The organism is Candidatus Manganitrophaceae bacterium (assembly GCA_016200325.1).
Lineage (GTDB): Bacteria > Nitrospirota > Nitrospiria > SBBL01 > Manganitrophaceae > Manganitrophus.
This window is the reverse complement of sequence record JACQEZ010000019.1, coordinates 152,492-175,603: the sequence shown is the minus strand read 5'-3', so window position 1 is coordinate 175,603 and position 23,112 is coordinate 152,492. Positions and strand designations below refer to the sequence as shown.

The following is a 23,112-nucleotide window of genomic DNA, read 5'->3' as shown; positions in this document are numbered from 1 at the left end:
GGCTGAAGGACCCTTCATCCGATCGATCGGCGAGCCTTCGCGAGCCTTCAAGTGCTTCGGAATAAAGCTGTTCTACTTATCTTTAAGTTATACGTCTTGACAAAAGGGTCCTATCCCGGTAGCGTGCTAGGTATGGCGCGTAAACAACTTCCCTCTTTCGATTCCAAGACCTTTCTGGCTGCGGTCGGAAGCGGAAAAACAGTTCTAAAGATACAAAAGAAAAAGAACATCTTCTCTCAAGGGGATCCGGCCGATGCCGTCTTTTACATCCAGACGGGGAAGGTAAAGCTGACCGTCGTCTCCCCGAAGGGGAAAGAGGCGGTCATTGCGGTGCTGGGGAGGTCGGACTTCTTCGGCGAAGGGTGTCTCGCAGGGCAGCTCGTTCGGATGGCTGCCGCAATCTCGATGGATGAATGCACGGTGATCCGGATTGAAAAAGAGACGATGATCCGGGTGCTGCATGAGGAGCCGACCTTCTCGGAGTTCTTTATCTCGTATCTCCTCTCCCGCAACATTCGGATTGAGGAAGATCTGGTCGACCAACTTTTCAACTCCAGCGAGAAGCGCCTCGCTCGGATTCTCCTTCTGCTCGCCCATTTTGGAAAAGACGGTAAAGCGGAGCCGGTGATTCCAAAGATCAGCCAGGAGATGCTCGCCGAAATGGTCGGCACCACCCGGTCGAGGGTCAGCTTCTTTATGAACAAGTTCAAGAAGCTCGGCTTTATTAAATACAACGGCAGTTTGCATGTCCACAGCTCTCTGCTGAATATCGTCCTGCACGATTAGGATCCCCTTCTATCTCTTCCTCTTTGGTTCTGCCGATTTCAAAACTGAGCAATTTTGACCAGAACCGCACGCGTTCCGGCTGCCATAATGGAACCGATGAAATCCGCAGAACGACACTGATCCATTGTAGGATCGGCTGATGAATGACCGCTGAAGTGGTTAGAAAGGGAGTGTATCCCGTTTAAATGCTCCGATCGATGAGAACAATGCAAATGCCGTCGCGGAACGCGCTGCATGAAACAAAAAAAGAAGAGCAGGGAGATAAACCGTTCGTCCCAAACGCGCAGCCGGGGATCCTCGTTTTAAGTCGTGGCGGCCAGGTCGTCTATCAAAATCTCGCTGCCCGGAGAATCAGCCAAGCGCTTGATTGGAAGCGCTCCTCAGCCTGCTCCTCCGATCTTTCTTCCTTCTCCCAAATCGTATTTGCGATCTATGTCGACTTTAAACAATGGATCGATCCCTACGGAGGAAGCGCTCCAGGGGGTCTTTCGTCTCCGGTCCCGAACCGTTTTAATGGGGATGCGGGAAACCGCTACCGCTTCCGGGCGCTTCCATTGCGGTCGCCGGCGGCTCCTTCGGAAACGCCATTCCTGTTAATTTTAATTGAAGCGGTCTCCTCACGGCTTCATTTTTCGTGATGCCCGCCGCCCAAACGTTAGACCCAGCGTAGGATACCATCATGAAATGTCCAAAATGTGGATTTCCTCAATATAGAGAACGGATTGACACCACCCAAGGCATGCTGATGGTCTGGCGATGTATCGGCTGTGGGAATTCGACCGATCAGGTTATCCTCAAGAACAGAGCGCGAAAGCGGGGCGGTCGGCGCGGCGCGGCGGGGTCGGGACAGATGCCTCGCCTCAAAAAAGTCGACTGAGGCGAATGGATTTTTGATTTTTTATGAAGCGCAGGCGCGCTGCTATCGAATCAGCTTGAACTCAACCTCGGGTCCCATTTTCAGCGTATAGCCGAGCTGGATATGAAAGTAGCCCAATGTCTCCAGCCACCGGGCGTTCTGCAGCGGGCCGGCATCGACCGGATCAAACCCGATGTCTCGTCCCATCTGAAGGACCGTCGCCTTCGATTCTCCATCGTCCCCCGCGGCGAAGAGGGTGATCGGCTCGTCCAGGACCTTTCCACGGGATATATTTTCGGCGAACACCGTATTGAATGCTTTGATCACCTTTGCAGAAGGGACTTTCTTCTGTAGCTCCTCCGCGCCGCTGGTTGTGCAGCCGAGCGCCAGCTGATAATCGGGGGTGACGACGTTCGTCACGTCGACCAGCGTCTTCCCGTTTACGTTCTTTCCTATTTCATTCAAGGTATCGTCGAGGGCGGCATACGGCACCGCGAGAATGACCACCTCGCCCCAGGCGGCCGTCTCCTCTACCTCCTTCAAGTAGTGTCCGACGCTCTGCACCGGATAGCCCACCCGCTCCAGCCCCCGCCCGAGCGCGCTGCCGACATTCCCCTTTCCAATAATTCCAATTTTAGGTTTCATGCAGGTCCTCCCCTTGAAAGAATAAAGCCGCTTTTTTGATGCTCGCTCCGAGCCGACGCGATCCTTCGACAGGGTCAGCAGGACCGGAGGAGATGATTGTATCTAGAAGGCCGGTCACATTGAGCGACGTTGAAAGACAAACAGGGCATCCCTAAAACATCGTGTTGTTGTCGGCCGATTTTTCAGGCACCTCTTGGATCACATCCCAACGCTCGACGAACTGGCCGTTTTCGAGCCGAATAGATCGATGACCGCCAGGGCGCGGTTGTCCGGTTTCCGGATCAGATGGCCGGCGACGGCGTCCTCCGATCCCTCCGCAGGTTATGCGATTTTCAGCACCCTCTTGCCCCGGACATGACCCGATCGGCTCTGCTCGATCGCCGCCGGCGCTTGCTCAAGCGGAAAGATTTTCTGAAGCGGCACCGTCAGCTTGCCGGCATCGATCATCTGGACCAATCGCTCGAGCAGGGGGCGCGACGGCTGATTGGCAATATTGGCGGCGGTGATTCCCTGGGCGGCGAACGCTTCCTCATCGGCAACGTAGAGGGTCGTCGCGAGGCGGCCCCCTTTCTTGAGGGTTGCGGCGATCCGGTTGAATTTTTCGGCGTCGCTGACGAGGTCCAGGAGGGCGTCGATGCCGTCGGGATGCGCCCCCTTTACCGCTTCCACCAGATCGGTTGACCGATAGTCGATCGTTTCGGAAGCGCCGAGATCGCGCATGTACTCCGCATCCTCCGTCAGCGCGGTCGCGATCACATGGGCGCCGCGGCGCGCCGCCAGCTGCACGGCATAACTGCCGACCCCACCGGTGGCGCCGACGATCAGGAGTGTCTCTCCTTCTCCGATCTGAAGTGTGTCGACGGAGGTCAACGCCGTGAGGGCCGGCATCGGGACGGCGGCGGCTTGCTCGAAGGTGAGCGACGCCGGCTTCTTGGCAACGACCGAAGCGGGGGCGGTGACATACTCAGCGTAGGTTCCCTCGCCGAAAACCGGCTTTCGGATCATCCCGAAAAGGGCCTCTCCCACCTTCAGGTCGTTGACGCCGGGCCCGACCCGCTCGACCACCCCGGCGGTGTCGACCCCGAGGATAAAAGGGAAGTGGTACTTAAAATGATCTCCCATCGGTGCCTGGATCACCTTCCAATCGAAGGGGTTGACTCCGGCCGCCCGGACGGCGATCAGTACTTCCCCTTCGCCCGGTTCCGGTCGAGGCAAATCATGGAGCGTCGGCGTATCGCCGAATCGGTCGACTGCAATTGCACGCATGGTAAGATCCTCCTTACATTCGTGAGTTGAAACAGAGAGTGGTCTCTCACCCCTGAACTTTATTTTAGGCGGCCCGCCGTTTCTGCGTATCCTGTTTCGGCTGCTTCTGCGCCCTCTGTTTGTCTGCCATCGCGGACCTCCGCTGACGGGCCAGGCCGAATCCGATCCCCGCCGCGGTCGCAACCAGTGCCAGGAAGCTGAGCCGTCGAGGCACCTTGTTGATGCGGAGGAGACGATCAAGCGAATACCGGCCCGGTCCGGAGAGGGCGACGGCGGTCGCCGCCGCCATATACATCACCGGCAACTCCGCCCCCCCTTCGGTCGCCCAGATCGGTTTTCCCCGGTGCACCGTGGCGGTCGCCATTGCCATCGATCCAAGGGTGGCGATCGGACCGAGCGGGCCGCCGAGGCCGAGCGCGGTCAGGGCCCCGCCGCCGAGCTCGGAGAGACCCGCCAGGATTGCCCAGGGACGCCCCGGCTTAAACCCGATCGATTCTAAAAAGCCGGCCGTTCCGTCCAACCCATCTCCGCCGAACCGGCCGAAGAGCTTTTGTGCGCCATGCCCGGCCAATAATCCCCCCGCGGTGAATCGCAGGACCAGCAGACCGAGATCTTTCATCCGCGTTCTCCTTTTCGTCGGCAGTGATTTCATCACCACTATCCTCCCGCCCAGGGTCCTCCGATCTCATTCGCATTGAGCGGGTAACGCCGCGGCGCGTGCTGCAGGGTGATCCAGTGATCGGTGGTGAAGGCCTGAACGGCCCAATCACCGTTGAACCGGCCGATGCCGGAGTTTTTCTCGCCGCCAAACGGATTGTACGGCATATCATTCACCGGTTGGTCGTTCACATGCGTCATGCCGGCCTCGATCCGCTGCGCAAATTGAACGCCGCGATGGAGGTCCCGGGTGAAGACGGCGCTGGAGAGACCGTACTCGGTATCGTTCGCGATCCGGAGCGACTCCTCCTCGCCGCGGGCGCGAATGATTGGAGCGATCGGTCCGAAGATCTCCTCGCGGGCGAGCCGCTGCTCATTGGTCACCTCGGAGAAGATGTGCGGCGGCAAGGTCAGTCCGTCGGGCTCGCCGCCGAGCATCTGCCGCGCGGTCGAGGCGCGGGCCTCACGAATTTTCTCCATCAATCCATCGAGCTGTTTCTGATTGATGATCGGACCGATCATGGTATCGGGCTCGTCCGGGTTTCCGACCTTCAGATGCTGCACCCGGTCGGTGAATTGCTCCACGAATTCGTCATAAAGACGCTCGTCGACGATGAAGCGGTTGACGATCATGCAGATCTGCCCTTGATGGAGAAACTTGCCGAAGACCGCGGCGTCGATCACATGGTTGAGGTCGGCGTCTTCCAGGACGACAAAAGGGCCGTTTCCGCCCAATTCGAGCTCGACCCGTTTGATGATCGGCGCTTCGGCGGCCAATCGGGCGATGTGGCGTCCGACCGGGGTGGAGCCGGTGAACGAGATCACCCGCGGAATCGGATGGGTGACAAACGCATCGCCGATTTCATTTCCGGGGCCGATGATGACGCTCAGCACCCCCGCCGGCAGGCCGGCCTCTTCGAAAATTTTGGCCAATAGCAATCCGCCGGTGATCGGCGTGTCGCTCGCCGGTTTGACGACGACGGCGTTGCCGACCGCCAGCGCCGGGCAGACCGACCGTGCGCTCAGCTGCAGCGGCCAGTTCCAGGGGCTGATCACCCCCACCACGCCGACCGGCTTGCGATAGGCGCGACCTTCCTTGCTCGGAATATCGCTCGGAAGGATGCGGCTCTCGACGCGGTAGACCAATGTGGCCGCTTCCAGCATCACGGCGTGCACCGCTTCCCATTCGAGACGGGCCTTGATTCGAGTGCTGCCGGATTCCCGGATAAGCCAACTCACGATTTCTTCCCGGCGCGCTTCCATTATCATCGCGGCGCGGCGCATCACCGCGGACCGCTCTCCGGGAAGGGCGCCGGCCCAGGCCGGCTGCGCCTTTGCCGCAGATTGGTAGGCTTCGTCGAGGTCGCTCCGATCGGCCAGGGCGATCTCGGCCAGCGTATCGCCAGTATAGGGATCCAGATCGGTTCCAAGGCCACCTTGATGGCGGCCCGGCCGCCAATGACCGTTGATGTATTGAGCGTCGAGATGGGTGTAGGGGTGGGGCGCGGTGAGTGTGCCGGTATTCGGTGCCATAGCGTCCTCCTAAGTAATCGCGCTAAATATTTGCGTCCCTCTTGGCCGTTCCCCAAATCGGTATTCATCCGATTCGGACGGTGAGCATCGAGACCGAGCCGCCGTCGACCCCCTCTACCGGAAAGTGAACCGGCTCGCCGGGTCTGCGCAGCCCGAGGATATAGAGCAGCGGCAGATAGTGGTCGGGGGTCGGCACCGAGAGCCGCGCGTCGCCTCCGAGCGACTCATAGTCAATCAGCGGACCGTCCGCTTCCGCCAGCATCAGCTCGCGCGCCCTTTTTTCGAAGCGGACCGCCCAGTCATACGGCTCGGGGACATGCCGACCCCAGGCATAGGCATGGAGATTGTGAACGAGATTGCCGCTGCCGATCACGAGAACCCCCTCCTCCCGCAGTGGTTGGAGCCGCTGTCCCATTTTGTAGTGGAAGGCGGCCGGCTCCGTCTCGTCGATCTGGAGTTGGACCACCGGGAGATCGGCCTTCGGGAAGAGGTGGCAGAGGACCGACCAAGTCCCATGATCGAGTCCCCAGTCGTTATCACGCGCGACCGGAAGGGGGGTGAGCAACGCTTGAACGAGGCTGGCCAAGACCGGATCGCCGGGGGCGGGATAGCGCACCTCGTAGAGCTCTCTCGGGAAGCCGCCGAAATCGTGGATCGTTCGCGGGTTCGGCATGGCGGTCACGGCGGTGCCGGGAAGGTACCAATGGGCGGAGATGGAAAGAATGGCGCGCGGCCGCGGAATCTCGTTGCCGATCGCGGCCCAGCCCTTGGTGTAGGCGTTTCGTTGGAGCGCATTCATCGGGTTTCCATGTCCGAAGAAAAAGACCGGCATCGGCTCTGGCATTTGGACCTCGCAGACTCCTGTTGAAAGAGCAATTAACGCATGAAGCCGTTATTCTCGCTTCGGCTTGGCGGTTCGGCCGTTCCTCGGGGACTCCATTCCGATGAAACCTGCGGACGTTCGTTACGCCGCCTTGACCGTTCCTTCGGTCAGCTTGATGACGCCGAGCCGCGTCAGCAGCCCCAGCATGTCATAGGAGACGATCTTCTCGGCGACCTCGCCGTCCAGCACTCGGGAGACGATGTTCATTTCCATCTCCAATCGCTTTCCTGTGGTTGGAATAAGACGGCCGTCGGGGAGTTTCCACGGTCCGGACTGCACCCCGCTCGATTTGAAAACCGAGCAGACGAGGTCTCCTTCTCCGAAAAGATAAAGATAAGGGAAATCGATTTGATGATCGGGGAATGCCGAGAGGAAATTCTGCGCCTCGGCGAGATGGGCAACGCGGCCGGTGATCCCCTTCGGGTTGCTGAACCGGACGAAGACATCTTCCGCATGAAGCCGCCCGAAGCTGCTCCAGTCTCGTTCGTTCCAGGCCCGATCGATCTGTCTAACGATTTCAAGATTCTCATCGACGCTGCTCATCTGGATCTCCTCTTGAGTTTCTTCTTAGACGGACAAGACCTCACGCCGCTTTTGCTTTATCTCCGACCAGACCGATCTGCTGCATTAAGCCGACTAAATCATAGAAGAGCTTCTCCTCCACGATCTCTCCGTTGTCGTTCCAATGGGCGACCGTGCAAAACTCGACCTCAAATCTTTTATTCGTCGGAGGGATGACGTTGCCGTTGGGGGTCTTCATCGGTCCTTTCATGGTGCCGGTAAACTTCGCGACCGAACAGGTCCAGTCGCCTTGTCCGAAAAGAACTTTATATGGATTGTTCTCGATGTGGTTGTCGGGAAAGGTTTTGAAGAATTCAATCGACTCTACCTCATGCGGATGTCGGCCGCGGGTCGGCTCCGGCTTGCCGGGCCAGTAGACGGCGACCTTCTCCGCATGGCGCTTTTCGAACGTCGCCCAATCTTGGGCGTTCCACGCATCGTCCAACGTTTTCATTAACTGCATGTTTCTCTCAACTTTGTCCATCGGAACCTCCCCTTTGTCAAAATCGTGTTCCCATCGTTGAAGCGCCTAGACAGGGCCTGTCGCCGCAGGTCGCACACGTGATCATCCTAGCGCCCGATGGCGGCGCCTGTCTATAATCCTTTGGGAGAAGAGAGGGCGCTTACGGTGAGGGAGAAAACGGACTGCACGGGTATTTGGTCTGTAGTCTGTAATCTGGATCTAGTAAAGATTGGGCGATGGGATGGGGCATTGCCTAGAGTCGTGGGGTTTTTACCCCACACCCCACCGCGGGGGTTGCTTGCCCAACCCTCTTCGGCTTCCCAAGGGACACCGGGGTGGAACCCCAGACCCCACGGTCACAACTTGTACCACGCGCGGAAGAGATCCGCGGATGGCACTTCGACAAAGGTGACCTGAAGCGGTAGGTGGAACGTCTGATTTAGAACGCGCAGAATGGCGGGCATAGCAGGCCCTGGACGCGCTGATCTCTTGCGACCTTCGTTGTGGAGTCTAAGTGGATTCGATTTAGATCCTATTAAAATACAAATAGGACGGAGTATCGACCAAAGAAGGTCACCCGATGCAGCAGTCCGCGCTTCTCCTGCGCGGTCCCTGCAGCGTGTGACCGTGGGGGAGCAGGGGGTCTCCCCCCCGCTGCACGGGAAGGCCGCCTGTACCTGGAGGGTGAAGGGACTGGGGCGAAGCCCCACGACTTTAAGCAATCGATCTCTTCAAATAAGGTACGGGTGTAACTAAAATCGATCCGATCACATCGGAGGAGTTCAAAGATGATTCCGATCCGCGATACCATTCCGAGCCGGACGACGCCGGTGATGACTTGGGCGCTGATCGCCATCAACACCGCCGTCTTTTTCTATGAGTTAAGCCTCAGCCCGGCCGAGCTGGAGGCGCTCTTTTATCGGTTCGGCCTCGTTCCGGCGCGCTTCAGCCATCCCGACTGGGCGCGGCTGGTCGGATTGCCGACCGACGACTACTGGCCCTTTCTCACCAGCATGTTTCTCCATGGGGGATGGCTTCACCTCATCGGCAACATGTGGGCGCTCTGGATCTTCGGCGACAATATTGAGGACCAGATGGGGCGGAGGCGGTTTCTGGCCTTTTATCTTCTCACAGGAATGATCGCGGGGGTCGTTCACGGGTTGATGAACATCCATTCGACGATGCCGACGGTCGGCGCCTCGGGGGCGATCGCGGGGGTCTTCGGCGCTTACTTCGTCCTCTTCCCCCACTCCCGGGTGATTGTTCTCTTTCCCATTTTTTTTATTCCGTTCTTTTTTGAGTTGCCGGCCGGTTTCTATCTCCTTTTTTGGTATCTGAGCCAGCTGCTTGGCGGGACCCTCGCCGGAATCGGCCCCGGGGGGGTGGGGGGCGTCGCCTTTTGGGGGCATGTCGGCGGGTTTGCTTCGGGAATGCTCCTCTATCGTTTCTTTTTGCTTCCCGATCGAGATGGACCGCGGCGGTTCGAGCGGGATGAGGTGGGGATTGAGGGGAGCTGGGCGCGATGACGCGATGAAAATGACAGGGCGACTCGATTCAATTCCGCATCTAAACGAGGGGAGCTCTTTCGGTTTCACATAGGAGGGGAGGATGGGAATCAGCGATCTTTTTTGGCTCTTCTTTATGTTTACGGCGATCCAGCCGGTATTGAAGCAGCGGCTCCTTGAAAATTCCCGGCAGCGGCTCCTCGCGCAGATCGAGCACCGGCGCGGCTCGCGGGTGATCCTCCTCGTCCATCGACAGGAGACGATGAGCCTGCTCGGGTTTCCGATCATGCGCTATATCGACATCAACGACTCCGAGGCGGTCGTGCGGGCCTGTGCTCTGACCGATCCGGAGGTGCCGATCGACCTGGTGCTTCACACGCCGGGCGGCCTCGTTTTGGCGGCGCTCCAGATCGCGCACGCCGTGCGCAACCGGAAGGGAAAGGTGACGGTGTTTGTCCCGCATTATGCCATGTCGGGCGGAACGCTCATTGCGCTTGCGGCCGATGAGATTGTGATGTCGCCGCATGCGGTGCTGGGGCCGATCGACCCACAACTCGGACAATACCCGGCCGCCTCGCTGCTCAAGGTGGTGGAGAAAAAGCCGATCGCCCGGATCGATGACCAGACGATTATCTTCGCCGACATCTCGGAGAAGGCGATCAACCAAGTTCGCGACAGCGCCAAGGGGCTGCTGATGCGGAGTTTGACGTTGGAGAAAGCCGAAGAGATCTCCTGTCTCCTCACCACGGGGACCTGGACCCACGACTATCCGATTACGTTGGAGGGGGCGCAGCAGCTGGGACTCCCTGTCCACTCGGACATGCCCTCCGAGATCTTGCAGCTGATGAGTCTCTATCCACAGCCGGTCCGGCGCCAACCCGGCGTGGAATACCTCCCGGCCCCCCGCCGCGCCGGACCTTCGGCGCGGGGAGCGTCGCAGTAGCCGCATTGAAAAAGCCGCCGGCTCCCTCCCTTACAGATCGGATGTTGACTTCCTGAACGGACTGAACTATACAGGAGAGCCAGGCATGAAAAAGGTCCCTTTCGGTCGGTCGGCGACCGGTTAACGATGGCGTTTCCTATGCGGGGAAAGTTCGCGGCATTGGGTGCATTCAATGTCTATTTGCTTTGCATCCTCGTTGCGTTTTATCAATCGCTTCCCCAGACCTTCCATCTCGACCTCCTCGCACCCCCCTCGCCGTCGGTCCTTCGTTTAGAGGGGCCCCAATGGGATTATCGCTCTTTTTCATTTCTGCTCCTGAGCTTGATGGCGACCGCATTCGCCGCCACCCTGGCCGGCGCCCTTGCAAAGCGCCCCGGCGGGGTGGTCGCCGCCCAGGGGGCGATTCCGCTTACGTTGTGGTGGACGGAGATGTTCTTTGTCTCCCTCTTTACCGGGCCGCTCGGCTCCGGCGCGGTCTGCCTGGCGGCGATCCCATTGACGATTCTGATCGCCGCCTACGGGGGAAAGTTTGGCGAGCGGGTGCAGAGAGCGTATTTCCCGGAGACGACGGTCTTCGGGATTGATCCGAGACATCTCTTCTGGATCCTCTTTCCCTTTTTTATCTATGCCGAGATGATCGCCTCCTGGCTTCCCTATTTTGCGGAGGCGCTCTCCTATCATTGGCTCGGAGGCGGGTATGCCGAGACGATGCTCCATCTTCTCTCCCTCCTTTATATCGTCCTTCCTTTTTTGACATTGATCCCGCTTCTCTATGTCGTCTATCAAATATTGACCGGCACCCTGTTTCAAATTCGATCAGAGTGGGGGAGGGCGGCCCTTTCCATCGGATTGTTGTTTGCCGTTCCGGTTTTACTCTATTGGATTCTGTTGGCGATCGGATAGAAAGAGAGACGGGAGAGCGGGATGCAAGGCCTCCGAGACGCGCCGGGCCCTTTTCCATTTCTTGAATGACCGGTCCGGGTGCGACCGACCTGCCGGACGATTGCATTGCGGCCCAGGATTCTTTTATCCTAAGAGGGATTACATTCAGAGGAGGGCCGATATGAAGCGGGGGATATCTTCGGTAAGGATGCTTGTCGCCATTTTTATTTTTGCACTGTTTGAGGGGGGAGGGTCGGTTGCCGTCGGCGCGACGGAGGCGGTCGAGACCGACCCCGTTGTCTTTACACTTGAGCCGTCGACGCATGGCAATCCGGAGGGGGTGGCCTTCGACCGGCGGACTGGGGCGTTTTTCGTCGGGACGGTCGGCGACGGCACGATCTACCGGGGGACGCTCGATCACCCGACAGCGACCCCTTTTATCCCGGGCGCCAGTGGAAAATCGGCCGCCGGGATGAAGGTGTCCCACGGAAAATTGTATGTCGCCGGCGCCGCCACCGGCATCCTCTCGGTCTTTGACCTCGCGACGAAGCAACCGATCGCCTCTTTCGATACCGGCGCGGGGGGATTTCTCAATGACCTCGTCGTCACAAAAACCGGCGACGTCTTCGTTACCGATTCATTCCGCCCCACCCTCTGGCATGTGACCGCGGCGCAGGTGGCTGCGGGGAGCGGCACGCCGGAGGCGATTCCGGTCGGGCCGGAAATTCAATACGAGGCCGGCGCGTTTAACCTCAACGGGATTGTCGCGCAGAAGGGGGGAAGGGAGCTGATTGTCGTCCAGACGAGCAGCGGGAAGCTGTTCCGCATCGACATCACACCCGGCACCCCGACCGGCCGGACGATTCAGCCGATCAATGTCGAGCCGCTGGTCGGCGGCGACGGTCTCCTTCTCGACCGCGGCCGGTTGATCGTCATCCAAGGGGTCCCGCCGACCCTCGCTTTCGTCCAACTGAGGCAAGGAGGACTCGCTGGCACGGTGGTTGCGCGACGGACCGACCCGACCCTCCGGGGACCCTCCACGATCGCCCGCGCACGGGACCTCTATCTGGTGGTGAACGCCGATTTCGCGACCAGCACCCCACCGTTTACGGTGTCGGGCCTCCCGGTCGAAGCGGACGATGAAGAGTGAGCTGGATTTGTAAAGAAGAGGCCGGGCATTTTCAGAACGCGCCTCCGGTCACCCTTCAATTGGCGGGAGAGCGGGCCATCTCCCGGATCACGATCACGGTTGGAAAAATGAATGTGAAGGATCTCTTCGACAACAACGGGTATGCGAACGATCCCCCACATTCTTGAAACCTATTACAATGTTCAGATTCGGTCGGCGCTGCAGGCCGCGCTCGACGATCAGTTTGTCGCGCATCCGGCCTACAACCGGGCCCGCGGACCGGTCTCGATCTTCGGTGCGCGGGTGTATTTGGAATTTTAATGGGGCAGGCTAAAACTGCGGGAAATGGGCCGACATCCCCATGAAGAGGAGCATCGGGAAGGAGAGGTAAAAATTGGTTCTGGAGGCGAGGTAGGCGATCCGGGCGTGTTTGGCCATCTCGGGCGCCGGGGCGGTTTTGGTCGCGACGGCGTCGCCGGTCATCCGAATGACCACCTTCTGGTTCGGCCAGATCACCAGCCAGACATTCAGGAACATGATCACGCCGAGGGTCCCGCCGATCATGATCGCCGTGTTGAAGATCCGGCCGGTCATCAGCAAGAAAACGCCCGCCAGCACCGTCACCAGCGCCGACCAACGAAACCACCAGAGGGCGCGGGGAACGAGCTTCAACACCACCCCCCCTTTCGTCGTCGCGTCGGTCTCTTTCATGAAGGGGACCTGGACGAGGTTGAAGTAGTAGAGCAGGCCGATCCAGGTGATCCCGGCGACAAAATGGATCCAGCGAAACAGAAGGGGAAGAATCGTTTCCGAACTGACCATACTTTCCGTTCCCATGGCATGCCCGACGAGTTGAAGGGTAAGAGTGATCTCCCTTCTCCCACAGGGTCACGCCGCGATCTGATTATTAACCTGCGCCGAAGAGGCTCGCCGGCGCGTGGCTGGAGCTCGCCATGAAGAAGAGCATCGGGATCGAGAGCATCGTGTTGGTGCGCGAGGCGAGAAAGGCAATCCGCGCCGCTTTGGTCTTTTGCTCGGGTGCTGCCTGAACGAGGCCGAGGACTTTCTGTTGATTCGGCCAGATGATCACCCAAACATTAAAGAGCATGATCGTGCCGAGCCAAGCGCCCATTCCGATGATCGCGGCGGCGCCACGGAGCATGAACGCATCGCCCAGTATCCCTCTGGAGCCGAGAATCGCCGCTCCGAAGAACCAGGTGAGCGCGGCGGCCCAGCGAAAGAAGAAGAGGGCGCGCGGGATGAGGTGTTTGGAAGCGTCGGCTTTCGCTTCCGGGCCGGCGGCTTTCATAAATGCCCCTTGGACAAAATTGAAATAATAAAGAAGTCCGATCCACATAATCCCGGCGAGGAAGTGTCCCCACCGAAAGAAGAGCTCAAGCGCCATTGGGTTCATTTTCGTTCCTTTCATTCATTTATTCAGTAGAGTGATCAGTCCGGTCGCAGGGTGACAGGGTTATACGATGGCCCGAACGATGAAATAGAGAATCAGCGTCAGCACAAATCCGGCGGTCACGGTGCCCGTCAGCGTATCGAGAGGATTTTTCATTGCGTCTCTCCTTGATTCTGAGGTCTTCAGTAATATTGGGTTTTTGAGTGGACTGAACCGGCGACAAACAGGCGGTTTCAGATGAAGAAGAACTAAAAATTGAGAATACACAAGTGGGGGATTGTTCGTCAATATAAAAAATGGCGCCCGGCGGTCGATGCGGGGTGGATGCCTGCTTCTCTCCCACCCCGCATCTGATTCATTTACACGTTTTTTCGCCGTTTACGCCGCTTTTCCCAGAGAGGTGCGGAGATCGGTGATGCGGTATCGTTCAATGACCTGAGCCGCATAGTTCCAGCTCATATTCGGAAGAAAGCCCTCTTCGACATAGGTCTTGACCGACGAGGCGTAGTCGATGTAGTAGGCATGTTCGTACATGTCCATAATCATGAGCGGGGTGGCGTTCCAGGCGCCGATTGAGTGGGTGTCGGTGAGGAAATTAAAGATGCGGCCGCTGTCGAGATCAAACGCGCAGACCGACCAGCCCCGGGCCGAAAGACCACACGCTTTGAATTCCTCTTTCCAGCTGTCATAGGAGCCGAAATCTTCCGAGATCATCTGCTTGATCTGATCGGGCGGATCGGACTCGCCGGAGAGGCATTGCCAGTAGGCTTCGTGGAGCTTGATCGAGTTGTGACAGTAGAGCCGCTCGACCAGCAGCTCGCGAACACCGCTATAGTTCGGATTCGCCTTGCTCTTGTTCACCTCTTGCAGCTGTTTTTGGATCTCATTGAATTTGGTGACGTACCCTTTGTATTTGACGTCGAAATGGTCGTTAAGCTGTTTGTCGGAGAGTCCCGGTATCGGTTTTGGTTTCAAGTTTTTTTTAAATTCGGCTTGGAATTGAATCATCGTTCTTCCCTCCCATTGGATATTGAACGCTTCCCAACCGACATACGGTGCAAGATCAAGACCTCAGCCCAACCTCTACATAGAGCGCTTGCTAGACCGACTCCGGCATTTCCTTATTCTTATTTCGTGCAATATTTTCCCGTGGCGTGTGGGTCAGGTGGCAAAAGGGGCGCACTTCGTCGGAAATAGGTTAAGATAAAAAACCGATTCGATGGAGGAAGGCGAGCATCAGCTCGAAGAGGTATTCTTTCTGCCGGGTGAGGCGATGGTCGCCGCCGGCGATGAGGAGAAGATCGACCGGCGGGACGGTGGCGCGGCGGACGAAGTCGAGGCTCCCTTCCGGGAAGACGGTGGTGTCGGCGGTCCCATGGACGATCAGCGTCGGGGTCCGATAAGTCGGCAGGAGCCGACCGATCTGGTACTGTTTCGCGTCGTCGATCAGCCGGCGTCCGACCGTCACATCGATCCATTCATTCTTGACCCGAAGGTCTCCCCCCTGATCGAGCCGTCGCCGATCCGCCTCGCCGAGGTCGCGCAGCCGGTTTTCATAGAATGAGAAGGCGGGAGCGATGAGGAAATTGGCGGCGATCCGCCCGGGATGGCGCGCCGCCGTCCAGGCGGCAAGCTGCCCTCCCATTGACGAGCCGATGAAGACGATCCGTTCATAAGGCGCGGCCGGTCCGGCCAAAAGCGCGGCGAGGTCTTCCAGCCCGCGGGTGAGGGTCATCGTCTCAATCGTTCCGCTCGAGTCTCCGTGCCCTCTCAAGTCGACCGCGAGGGAGGCAAACCCCCGCTCGACCACCCGATCCCGAAAGTAGAGCGCTTTCTCTCCGTGTTGATGCGAGGCGAATCCATGAATATAGATGAAGAGGGTGTCGGTCGGTTGCGCCGGGGCGGTCAGGATGTAGTCGAGGTGTTCATTGTTGGGAAGGCTCAGTCGTGCCATCGGATCTCGTTGAGGATAAGCATCTGATCTGGAGAATCATAGGAGAAGAGGAGATTCAAATCAACTGAATAGTAGTGGGCTGGATTTGGGGTTGATGGGGGTTCCAATTTCCCCCCTCCCTTGCCTGCGCCCCGGCAGGATGTGAGGGGAGATAGAAGGCTAAAGAAGCATTGGAGCGGGGTTCCGCCCCACGCCCCGCCGCGGGGGATGCGTGCCCACCCCCCTTCGGCTTCCCCAGGGCAGCGGGGGTTTACACCCCCTGCCCCCCCACGGTCACACGCTGCAGCGACCGCGCAGAGAGCCGCGCGGACTGCTGCGACGGGTGACCTGATTTGGTAGGTGGAACGTTTTCATCATAGCGGAGGGGAGCTGCGTCCTCGCTCCACCCATCCCCCAGTGGGGCCCTTCCGCTGCGGCGCATCTCCCCTCCGAGGAGATTAAATCCAGTACTCTTGTCGTAAGCGCCTGCGCGGCATGGGCGTCCTGTGCCCGCTATTCCACGCGTTTTGTATCAGACGGTTCATCGACCGCTTTAGGTCACCGTGTCGAAGTACCATCCGCGGTGCTCTTCCGCGTGTGGTACAAGTTGTGACCGTGGGGGGGCAGGGGGTGTAACCCCCGCTGCACGGGGAGGCCGGAGGGGGCGGGGCAGTCGGCCCCTACGGTGGGGGGTGGGGTAAAACCCCACGACCCTATGCAGGGAAGATTGAGTGCCGTTACCATTTCCTCGCGCTTGATCCTCTTTAAAGCCGCCCCAAACAAATCGTACCTTGAAGAATTCTCACATTGCCATTACAATGGGACGATATTGTCGAAATGAAAGGACGCAATCATCGAAACCAAACCCTCCGATCTCTCTCGCCTTAAGATCGACTGGAAAAATACCGGGGCCGGATCTCCCCCCCGTCGAAGTCGCAACGTAATTTGGATTGCCCTCCTCCTGGTCGGAGCGGTGGCGGCCGTCATCGGCGTTCGGGCGTTCAGCGGCGCGGCGAAGGTGGTAGAGGGGGTGACCGTCTCCTCCATCGGCCCCTCCCAATCGGTTCCGTTCCTCAACGCCAGCGGGTATGTCGTCGCGCAACGGCGCGCCGCCGTCGCCTCCAAGGGGACCGGACGGCTGGTGGAGCTGCGGGTACGGGAGGGGGACCCGGTCAAAAAGGGAGAGATGATCGGCCGGCTGGAGAGTGCCGATGTGGAGGCGGCGTTGGCCCGTGCGAGAGCGAACCTCAACGTTGCGCAATCGGCGAACGATCAGGCGAAGGCGGAGCTCGATGATGCCACCTCCAATTTCGAGCGGCGGAAGAGCTTGCAGGAGGCGGGACTCGTCCCCCAGGCCGATTTTGAGATCGCGCAGGCGCGCTTTCGGCGTGCCAAGGCATCGCTCGCTTCGGGGGAGGCGGGAGTGAAGGCGGCGGAAGCGGCGGTCCGGTCGGCCGAGGTCGATGTGGAGAATACCTTCATCCGGGCGCCGTTCGACGGAACCGTTTTGACGAAAAATGCGGAAGTCGGAGAGGTGGTGGCGCCGTTCGGTTCGTCTACGCAGGTGAAAGCGGCCGTCGTCACCATCGCCGACATGGCGTCGCTTCAGGTCGAAGCCGACGTCTCCGAATCGAACATCGAGAAGATCCATCTCAATCAGCGGGCTGAGATCGCGCTCGATGCCTATCCTGAAACGAAATATGAAGGGGTGGTCCAAACGATCGTTCCGACCGCCGACCGGGCCAAGGCGACGGTCTTGACCAAGATCCGCTTTGTCCATCGCGACAACCGGGTCCTTCCGGAGATGAGTGCGAAGGTCGCCTTTCTCTCGGAGCCGCAGGCCGATCAGGGGGCGAAGCCGAGGGTGACGGTCCAGCCGGGGGCGATCGTCACCCGGAAAGACCGGAAGGTGGCATTTCGTATCCAGGGAGATCGGGTGGAGGAAATCCCGGTGGAGACCGGCGATCCGATCGGAAGCCAGGTCGAGGTGAAGCGGGGGCTCGCCCCCGGCGACCGGGTCGTCCTCAACCCTTCGGAAAATCTCGCCCCCGGCGATCGGGTTCAGGTTCAACAATAAAAGATCGTCGTCTGCTTCGACCGGCTCGGCACGAACGGCGGAAAGGGCTGTTGACCCTGGCCGACGTCGAAGCGACGTCGAAGGTAGACAGCGCCCTTTGAGGCGGTTAGGAAATTGCATTGGCCGATCCGCTGATTGAATTAATCGACGTTTCCAAATCGTATCGCCGCGACGCGCTCGAGATCCCCGTTCTTCAGCACATCCACATGACCGTCCCCGAGGGAGAGTTCCTCGCGCTGATGGGGCCCTCCGGCTCCGGAAAGACCACCCTCCTGAATCTGATTGCCGGGATTGATCGGCCGACGGGGGGGGTGCTTCGCGTCGCCGGGACCGAGCTCGCCGCACTGACCGAATCGGAGCTGGCCCGGTGGCGGTCCCGAACGATCGGCTTCATCTTCCAATTCTATAATCTGCTCCCGGTCTTGACGGCGCTCGAAAATGTGGAGCTGCCGCTCCTTTTAACCCCGCTTTCAAAGCAGCAACGCCGAGAGCATGCCGCCGTGGCGCTGGAGCTGGTCGGGCTCGCCGAGCGGCTCCAGCACTACCCCAAACAGCTCTCCGGCGGACAAGAACAGCGGGTGGCGATCGCACGCGCCATCGTCACCGATCCGCCGCTATTGGTCGCCGACGAGCCGACCGGCGACCTCGACCGCACCTCCGCCGAAGAGATCATGAATCTCCTCGGCCGGTTGAATACTGAATATGGGAAGACGATTGTCATCGTGACGCACGATCCCCGCGCGGCGGAGCGGGCGAGAAAAGTGGTCCAACTCGATAAAGGAACGTTTGCCTGATGGAATTATTCCGCCTCATCCTTAAAAATACCATGCGCCATCCGCTCCGGTCGATCTTGACCGTCTTCGGGATTGCGATTGCGATCAGTGCGTTTGGATTGATTCGGACGGTGATCGGCGCCTGGTATTCGGGGGTGGAGGCGTCGGCGCCGAACCGGCTGATCACCCGCAATGCCGTCTCGCTCGGCTTTTCGCTCCCGGTCGCCTACCGGGAGGCGATCCGCGGCATTCCTGGGGTCGTCGATGTGACCTACGCCCACTGGTTCGGTGGGATTTACATCGACGAGAAGCACTCTCAATTTCCTCAGTTCGCCGTCGATACGACGAACTTCTCCGAAATGTATCCCGAGTTTAAACTCCCCCCCGAGCAGAAAGCGGTCTTTAAACAGCAGCGGAATGCCGCGGTGGTGGGGCGGAAGCTCGCGGAGCGCTTTAATTGGAAAGTCGGCGACGTTATCCAGATGCGGGGGATGATCTTTCCCGGCGATTGGGAGTTTACGATTCGCGGGATCTACACCGGGGCGCAGAAGTCGACTGACGAGACGCAGTTTATTTTTCACTACCAATATTTGGACGAGAAGCTCAAGCAGACCGAGCCGTGGCGGGCGGGGAATGTCGGCTGGTATGTCGTGAAGGTGAAAGACCCGAGACAGGCGGCGGAGGTGGCCGAGGCGATCGATCTTCGGTTCAAGAATTCCCTTGCGGAGACCCTCACCGAGACGGAGCGGGCGTTTGTCCTCGGCTTCATCTCGATGAGCGAGACGATCCTGGTGGCCCTTCGGATCATCTCGCTCGTGATCATCGGGGTGATCCTCCTCGTCCTCTCCAACACGATGGCGATGACGGCGCGCGAGCGCCTCTCCGAATATGCCGTCCTCAAAACGCTCGGCTTCGGGGCGCGGCATCTGGTCTTCCTGATCGTCGGCGAGTCGCTTTTGATCGCCGCGACCGGCGGGCTCGTCGGGATTCTGATCACCTATCCGGCGGCGAAAGGGTTCGAGCGGGCGATGGGAGATGCAATGGGGGCGATCTTCCCGGCATTTGATGTGGCGACGACGACCCAGATCCTCTGTGCCCTGATGGCGGTAGCCGTCGGCCTCGCCGCCAGCGCCTTTCCGACTTGGCGGGCGGTGCAGGTGAGAATTGTGGATGGGTTGAGGAGGGTGGGGTGAACCGATTGCGGATTGAAAACCGAAAAAACCTTTTGCTGTCTATTCCGCAATCCGCATTCCGCGTTCCGAAATTGCCATGATTATTCCTCTCAATTACAGCTTCCGGAATCTCTGGACCCGGCGGACGACCACCTTCTTGACGGCGGGGGGGATCGCGTTGGTGATCTTCGTCTTCTCGGCGGTGTTGATGCTGGCGAACGGGTTGGAGAAGACGCTGGTCGGAACCGGGTCGGATAAAAATGCGATCGTCGTCCGGCGGGGCGCCGATTCGGAATTTATGAGCATGCTCGACCGGACGGCGGTCAACATCATCAAGAGCCAGCCGGAGATCGCCGCCGATCGGGACGGGAAGCGGCTCGCCGCCGCCGAGGTCGTCGTCCTGATCAATCTGCTGAAGCGGGGGACGAACAAGCCCTCTCATATCGAGATCCGCGGGGTCGCCCCCGAGTCGCTTTCGATGCGCACGCAGGTCAAGCTGGTGGAGGGGCGTCTCTGGCGGCCGGGGCTCTCCGAGGTCGTCGTCGGACGCGCCGTGGCGGGGCGCTTCCAGGGGCTTGCCCTCGGGGAGACGGTCCGCTTCGGGATGCGTGATTGGACGGTCGTCGGCATTTTCGAGGCGGAAGGGGCGGGGTTCGAATCGGAGATCTGGACCGACGCCGAGCAGCTCGTTCAAGCGTTCCGGCGGCCGGTTTTCTCCTCGATCACGGTCCGCTTGGCGAGCGCCGGCGATTTCTTGTCGCTCAAGGCGCGCCTGGAGTCCGATCCGCGGCTGACGGTGGCGGTGGAGCGGGAGAAGCAATACTATGCCAAGCAGTCGGAGATGATGGCGACGTTCATCCGGGTGCTCGGCCTTTTCGTCACGGTGATCTTCAGCTTGGGTGCGATGATCGGGGCGATGATTACGATGTATGCTTCGGTCGCCAATCGAACGACCGAGATCGGGACGATGCGGGCGCTCGGCTTTCCCCGGCGGAGCATCCTCGTTGCTTTTCTGTTTGAGTCGCTCCTCCTCGCATTCGTTGGCGGCGGGGTCGGCATCCTCCTCGCGTCCGTTCTCCAATTTTTCTCGATCTCAACCACCAATTTCGCCACCTTTGCCGAAATCGCCTTTCGTTTTATTCTCTCGCCGTCGATCATCGTTGAATCGCTCCTTTTTTCCCTTGTGATGGGTTTGTTCGGCGGGTTTCTTCCGGCGGTTCAGGCCTCTCGAAAAAAAGTGGTTGATGCGTTTCGGGTGTCTTAGTTGTGAGAGAAGTGGTTGATCGACCCGCGTCGGGGTCGCATAATCATTATGTGCCATATGCACCTTTGGAATGAGCCTTTGCCCCAAACCTATTGTCTAAGGTCGTGGGGCGAAACCCCACGACCTTAGACAGTTACTGTATGAGAATGAGAAGACGCCGCGATCGGCGGACGTTCTTGAGGTCACAGAGAAAGTGAGGTATCATACGTTCAGTATGAAACAATTTGATGTCATGGTCATCGGAGCCGGGAGCGCGGGGCGGTATGGGGCCAAGGCGGCGGCGAAGCTTGGGGCGAAGGTCGGACTGGTTGAGACCGGACCGTTCGGGGGACTCTGCATTCTGAAGGGGTGCATGCCGACGAAGGCCTATCTCCGTTCTTCCGAGTTGATGGGGCTGCTCAAGAAAGCGCCGGAGGTCGGCATCTATCCGGGAAAACCGGTTGACATCCGATTCGATCAGATTAAAAAGCGGAAAGACAAGCTGATCGCGGAGATGGCCGATGATGCCTATCAAGGAGTTATCCGCCATCCGAACATCACCCTCCTCTCCGGCCGGGCGCACTTCCTGTCGGGGAAAGAGATTCAGGTCGGCGAGGAGCACTACGTCGCCGAGAAGTTTCTCATCGCCACCGGATCGCGGCCGATGATTCCGCCGATCCCCGGCTTGGAGGAGGCCGGCTACATCACCAGCGATGAGGCGCTCACATTGGAATCGCTCCCCAAATCGATGGTGATTATCGGCGGGGGGGTCGAGGGGACCGAGTTCGGCCAGTTTTTCGTTCGGATGGGGGTGAGGGTGACCCTTCTGCAGCGGAGCGAGCGGATCTTAAGCCACGAGGATGAAGATGTCAGCGAAGCGCTGGCGGAGATTCTGAGAAAAGATGGGATCGACCTTCGGACCGGCGTTCGCGAGGTGATGATCGAGCGGGATTCGGAAGGGGAGTGGATCTCTTTTGAAGAGAACGAACGGGTCGAGCGGATCGAGGCCGATCTGATCATGATCGCCACCGGCCGGACCGGGAATGTCGACGGGTTGCGGTTGGAGGCGGCCGGTGTGGAGACCCACCCGCTCGGGATTGTCGCAAACGACTTCCTTCAGACGACAAACCCAAACATCTACGCGGCGGGCGATGTGACGGGAGGCGCGCAGATCGTCAACATGGCGACCTATGAAGGGGATCTGGCCGGAACGAACATGATGAAGGGACCGGTCCGAAAGGCCGATTACCGGGTGTTCCCCCGCGCGATCTTCTCCGATCCGGAATTCGCCCGGGTCGGTCTGACCGAGCGCGACGCGCGGGAACAGGGGATTGCGGTGCGGGTCGGAAAATTTCCCTTCAGCGATCTCGGGAAGGCGATTATTACCGACCGAACCGAAGGGTTCATCAAGATCTTGGCCGACCCCAAAAGTGGGGAGATTTTAGGCGCGGAAATCGTCGGGGCGGAGGCGTCGATCCTCATCCACCAAGCGGCGGTGGCGATGCACTTCCGATCAACGCTGGAAGCGTATGCCCAGATCAGCCACATTCATCCGTCACTGGCGGAGATCATGCTCTATTTGGTCGATGAGATGGTCGGAAAAGAGTAGCGGGTCAATGTGAGGACGACCGATCCTTGATAAACTCGGTCAGCTCTTCCGTAACGATCGTCCCGGTCGGATTGCCGCCGTCGATCGAGGGGAACTCGGTTCGCTCGATTCCCTTAACCATCCCGACGTCGGGGGCAAACCAGTTGGTGGTTTTGTCGGTCATCAAGACGACTTTGTGGCTGCCGGAGAGGGTAATGTGGATCAGCATCGTCCCCTCCAGTTTGAGGGCGTCTTTGAACGTTCCCGCCGGGACGGAGATCGTCTCGAATCCTTTTGCGATGATTTCGGCGTGGACCTCGGCCTCTTCCTCGGTGCCGTCCTCATCCAGATCTTTTCCAAACGACACTTTTTTATCGAGCTGTGAAAACGGCTTCTGAAGGGAGACGGGGAATCGAATAACGCGGTAGGGGACGAGCTGGCTCTCAAAGGGGGTCGTCGGATCGCCTCCATAATAGCTGATCCCCTCTTTGTCCCGGAAAAAATAGCTCTCGGCCGGCCCCTCGTTTGACTGATTGCTCTCGGTGAAGACTTTGACCTGCACCCCTTTTTTCTCCACCGTTCCTTTCACGGCGGCATTGTTGACATAAGAGGCGACCCGCTGGACCTGATCGGCGACCGATCCGCGATAGCTCCACTTCATTCCAACCTCATCAGGAAAGTAGCGCTCGATCTTCTGGATCGGGGTTCCCTCTTGGGCTTCTGCCAGCGTGATCGAGAGGAGTAGGGAAAAGAGCAAAAAGAGTTTGAGCATCGTTCGTGTCATCGGTCTCTCCGGTTGCTTTCTA

26 protein-coding genes are annotated in these 23,112 nt (G+C 59.2%); 14 read left to right on the top strand and 12 right to left on the bottom strand.

Annotated elements, in window-relative coordinates; translation table 11 throughout:
- Positions 1–132: 132 nt before the first annotated feature.
- The 3 genes from HY282_15760 (at position 133) to HY282_15750 (ending at position 1,663) form a co-directional block, all read left to right on the top strand.
- Positions 133–786 (top strand): Crp/Fnr family transcriptional regulator, encoded by a 654-nt coding sequence (locus tag HY282_15760; protein ID MBI3805206.1) that lies wholly within the window; start codon positions 133–135, stop codon positions 784–786.
- A gap of 212 nt (positions 787–998) precedes the next feature.
- Entirely contained in the window at positions 999–1,424 is a 426-nt protein-coding gene (locus HY282_15755) for a hypothetical protein (GenBank protein MBI3805205.1), read from the top strand.
- A gap of 41 nt (positions 1,425–1,465) precedes the next feature.
- Positions 1,466–1,663, top strand: a complete 198-nt coding sequence (locus HY282_15750; protein ID MBI3805204.1) for a hypothetical protein — start codon at positions 1,466–1,468, stop codon at positions 1,661–1,663.
- 42 nt (positions 1,664–1,705) lie between these two features.
- Here the strand turns inward: HY282_15750 and HY282_15745 are convergent, their stop codons facing one another.
- From HY282_15745 to HY282_15715, 7 genes are all read right to left on the bottom strand, one after another.
- Positions 1,706–2,287, bottom strand: a complete 582-nt coding sequence (locus tag HY282_15745; protein MBI3805203.1) for an NAD(P)-binding domain-containing protein — start codon at positions 2,285–2,287, stop codon at positions 1,706–1,708.
- Positions 2,288–2,608: 321 nt separating this feature from the next.
- Entirely contained in the window at positions 2,609–3,553 is a 945-nt protein-coding gene (locus tag HY282_15740) for an NADP-dependent oxidoreductase (protein ID MBI3805202.1), read from the bottom strand.
- Positions 3,554–3,617: 64 nt separating this feature from the next.
- The gene (locus HY282_15735) at positions 3,618–4,172 is read right to left on the bottom strand and encodes a DoxX family protein (protein ID MBI3805201.1); all 555 of its coding nucleotides are present in this window, start codon (positions 4,170–4,172) and stop codon (positions 3,618–3,620) included.
- 38 nt (positions 4,173–4,210) lie between these two features.
- Complete coding sequence (locus HY282_15730) at positions 4,211–5,743, bottom strand: aldehyde dehydrogenase family protein (protein MBI3805200.1); 1,533 nt, start codon at positions 5,741–5,743, stop codon at positions 4,211–4,213.
- 64 nt (positions 5,744–5,807) lie between these two features.
- On the bottom strand, positions 5,808–6,587 hold the full coding sequence (gene ygiD / locus HY282_15725; GenBank protein ID MBI3805199.1) for a 4,5-DOPA dioxygenase extradiol: 780 nt from the start codon (positions 6,585–6,587) through the stop codon (positions 5,808–5,810).
- 120 nt (positions 6,588–6,707) lie between these two features.
- Complete coding sequence (locus HY282_15720; protein MBI3805198.1) at positions 6,708–7,169, bottom strand: ester cyclase; 462 nt, start codon at positions 7,167–7,169, stop codon at positions 6,708–6,710.
- Between the two features lie 40 nt (positions 7,170–7,209).
- On the bottom strand, positions 7,210–7,671 hold the full coding sequence (locus tag HY282_15715) for an ester cyclase (protein MBI3805197.1): 462 nt from the start codon (positions 7,669–7,671) through the stop codon (positions 7,210–7,212).
- Positions 7,672–8,438: 767 nt separating this feature from the next.
- On the opposite strand from HY282_15715, the gene HY282_15710 reads away from it, so the two are divergent.
- The 6 genes from HY282_15710 to HY282_15685 all read left to right on the top strand — a co-directional run bounded on the left by HY282_15710 (position 8,439) and on the right by HY282_15685 (position 12,430).
- Positions 8,439–9,176 carry a rhomboid family intramembrane serine protease gene (locus HY282_15710; GenBank protein ID MBI3805196.1) on the top strand — a complete coding sequence of 246 codons (738 nt, stop codon included), beginning with the start codon at positions 8,439–8,441 and terminating at the stop codon, positions 9,174–9,176.
- An 82-nt stretch (positions 9,177–9,258) separates the two neighbouring features.
- Entirely contained in the window at positions 9,259–10,098 is an 840-nt protein-coding gene (locus tag HY282_15705) for an ATP-dependent Clp protease proteolytic subunit (GenBank protein MBI3805195.1), read from the top strand.
- Positions 10,099–10,224: 126 nt separating this feature from the next.
- Positions 10,225–11,001 carry a hypothetical protein gene (locus HY282_15700; protein ID MBI3805194.1) on the top strand — a complete coding sequence of 259 codons (777 nt, stop codon included), beginning with the start codon at positions 10,225–10,227 and terminating at the stop codon, positions 10,999–11,001.
- A gap of 160 nt (positions 11,002–11,161) precedes the next feature.
- Positions 11,162–12,130 carry a superoxide dismutase gene (locus HY282_15695; protein ID MBI3805193.1) on the top strand — a complete coding sequence of 323 codons (969 nt, stop codon included), beginning with the start codon at positions 11,162–11,164 and terminating at the stop codon, positions 12,128–12,130.
- Positions 12,127–12,297, top strand: coding sequence for a hypothetical protein (locus HY282_15690; GenBank protein MBI3805192.1), 171 nt, complete (start codon positions 12,127–12,129; stop codon positions 12,295–12,297). The genes HY282_15695 and HY282_15690 overlap by 4 nt, the downstream gene beginning before the upstream one ends.
- Complete coding sequence (locus tag HY282_15685) at positions 12,272–12,430, top strand: carbohydrate porin (protein ID MBI3805191.1); 159 nt, start codon at positions 12,272–12,274, stop codon at positions 12,428–12,430. The genes HY282_15690 and HY282_15685 overlap by 26 nt, the downstream gene beginning before the upstream one ends.
- Positions 12,431–12,439: 9 nt before the next feature.
- On the opposite strand, the gene HY282_15680 is transcribed toward HY282_15685, so the two are convergent.
- The 4 genes from HY282_15680 to HY282_15665 form a co-directional block, all read right to left on the bottom strand.
- Positions 12,440–12,931 carry a urate hydroxylase PuuD gene (locus HY282_15680; GenBank protein ID MBI3805190.1) on the bottom strand — a complete coding sequence of 164 codons (492 nt, stop codon included), beginning with the start codon at positions 12,929–12,931 and terminating at the stop codon, positions 12,440–12,442.
- Between the two features lie 85 nt (positions 12,932–13,016).
- Entirely contained in the window at positions 13,017–13,523 is a 507-nt protein-coding gene (locus HY282_15675; GenBank protein MBI3805189.1) for a urate hydroxylase PuuD, read from the bottom strand.
- Positions 13,524–13,898: 375 nt separating this feature from the next.
- Positions 13,899–14,528 carry a superoxide dismutase gene (locus HY282_15670; GenBank protein MBI3805188.1) on the bottom strand — a complete coding sequence of 210 codons (630 nt, stop codon included), beginning with the start codon at positions 14,526–14,528 and terminating at the stop codon, positions 13,899–13,901.
- A gap of 190 nt (positions 14,529–14,718) precedes the next feature.
- Positions 14,719–15,474, bottom strand: coding sequence for an alpha/beta fold hydrolase (locus HY282_15665; protein MBI3805187.1), 756 nt, complete (start codon positions 15,472–15,474; stop codon positions 14,719–14,721).
- Positions 15,475–16,306: 832 nt separating this feature from the next.
- On the opposite strand from HY282_15665, the gene HY282_15660 reads away from it, so the two are divergent.
- The 5 genes from HY282_15660 (at position 16,307) to HY282_15640 (ending at position 22,327) form a co-directional block, all read left to right on the top strand.
- A complete protein-coding gene (locus HY282_15660) occupies positions 16,307–17,530 on the top strand; it encodes an efflux RND transporter periplasmic adaptor subunit (protein ID MBI3805186.1) in 1,224 nt (407 codons plus the stop codon).
- A 206-nt stretch (positions 17,531–17,736) separates the two neighbouring features.
- Positions 17,737–18,324: an ABC transporter ATP-binding protein gene (locus HY282_15655; protein ID MBI3805185.1), complete on the top strand. Its 588-nt coding sequence runs from the start codon at positions 17,737–17,739 to the stop codon at positions 18,322–18,324.
- On the top strand, positions 18,324–19,496 hold the full coding sequence (locus HY282_15650) for an ABC transporter permease (protein MBI3805184.1): 1,173 nt from the start codon (positions 18,324–18,326) through the stop codon (positions 19,494–19,496). The genes HY282_15655 and HY282_15650 overlap by 1 nt, the downstream gene beginning before the upstream one ends.
- Before the next feature lie 76 nt (positions 19,497–19,572).
- Positions 19,573–20,739: an ABC transporter permease gene (locus HY282_15645; protein ID MBI3805183.1), complete on the top strand. Its 1,167-nt coding sequence runs from the start codon at positions 19,573–19,575 to the stop codon at positions 20,737–20,739.
- A gap of 214 nt (positions 20,740–20,953) precedes the next feature.
- Positions 20,954–22,327, top strand: coding sequence for a dihydrolipoyl dehydrogenase (locus HY282_15640; GenBank protein ID MBI3805182.1), 1,374 nt, complete (start codon positions 20,954–20,956; stop codon positions 22,325–22,327).
- 4 nt (positions 22,328–22,331) lie between these two features.
- On the opposite strand, the gene HY282_15635 is transcribed toward HY282_15640, so the two are convergent.
- Entirely contained in the window at positions 22,332–23,090 is a 759-nt protein-coding gene (locus HY282_15635; protein MBI3805181.1) for a hypothetical protein, read from the bottom strand.
- Positions 23,091–23,112 lie beyond the last annotated feature (22 nt).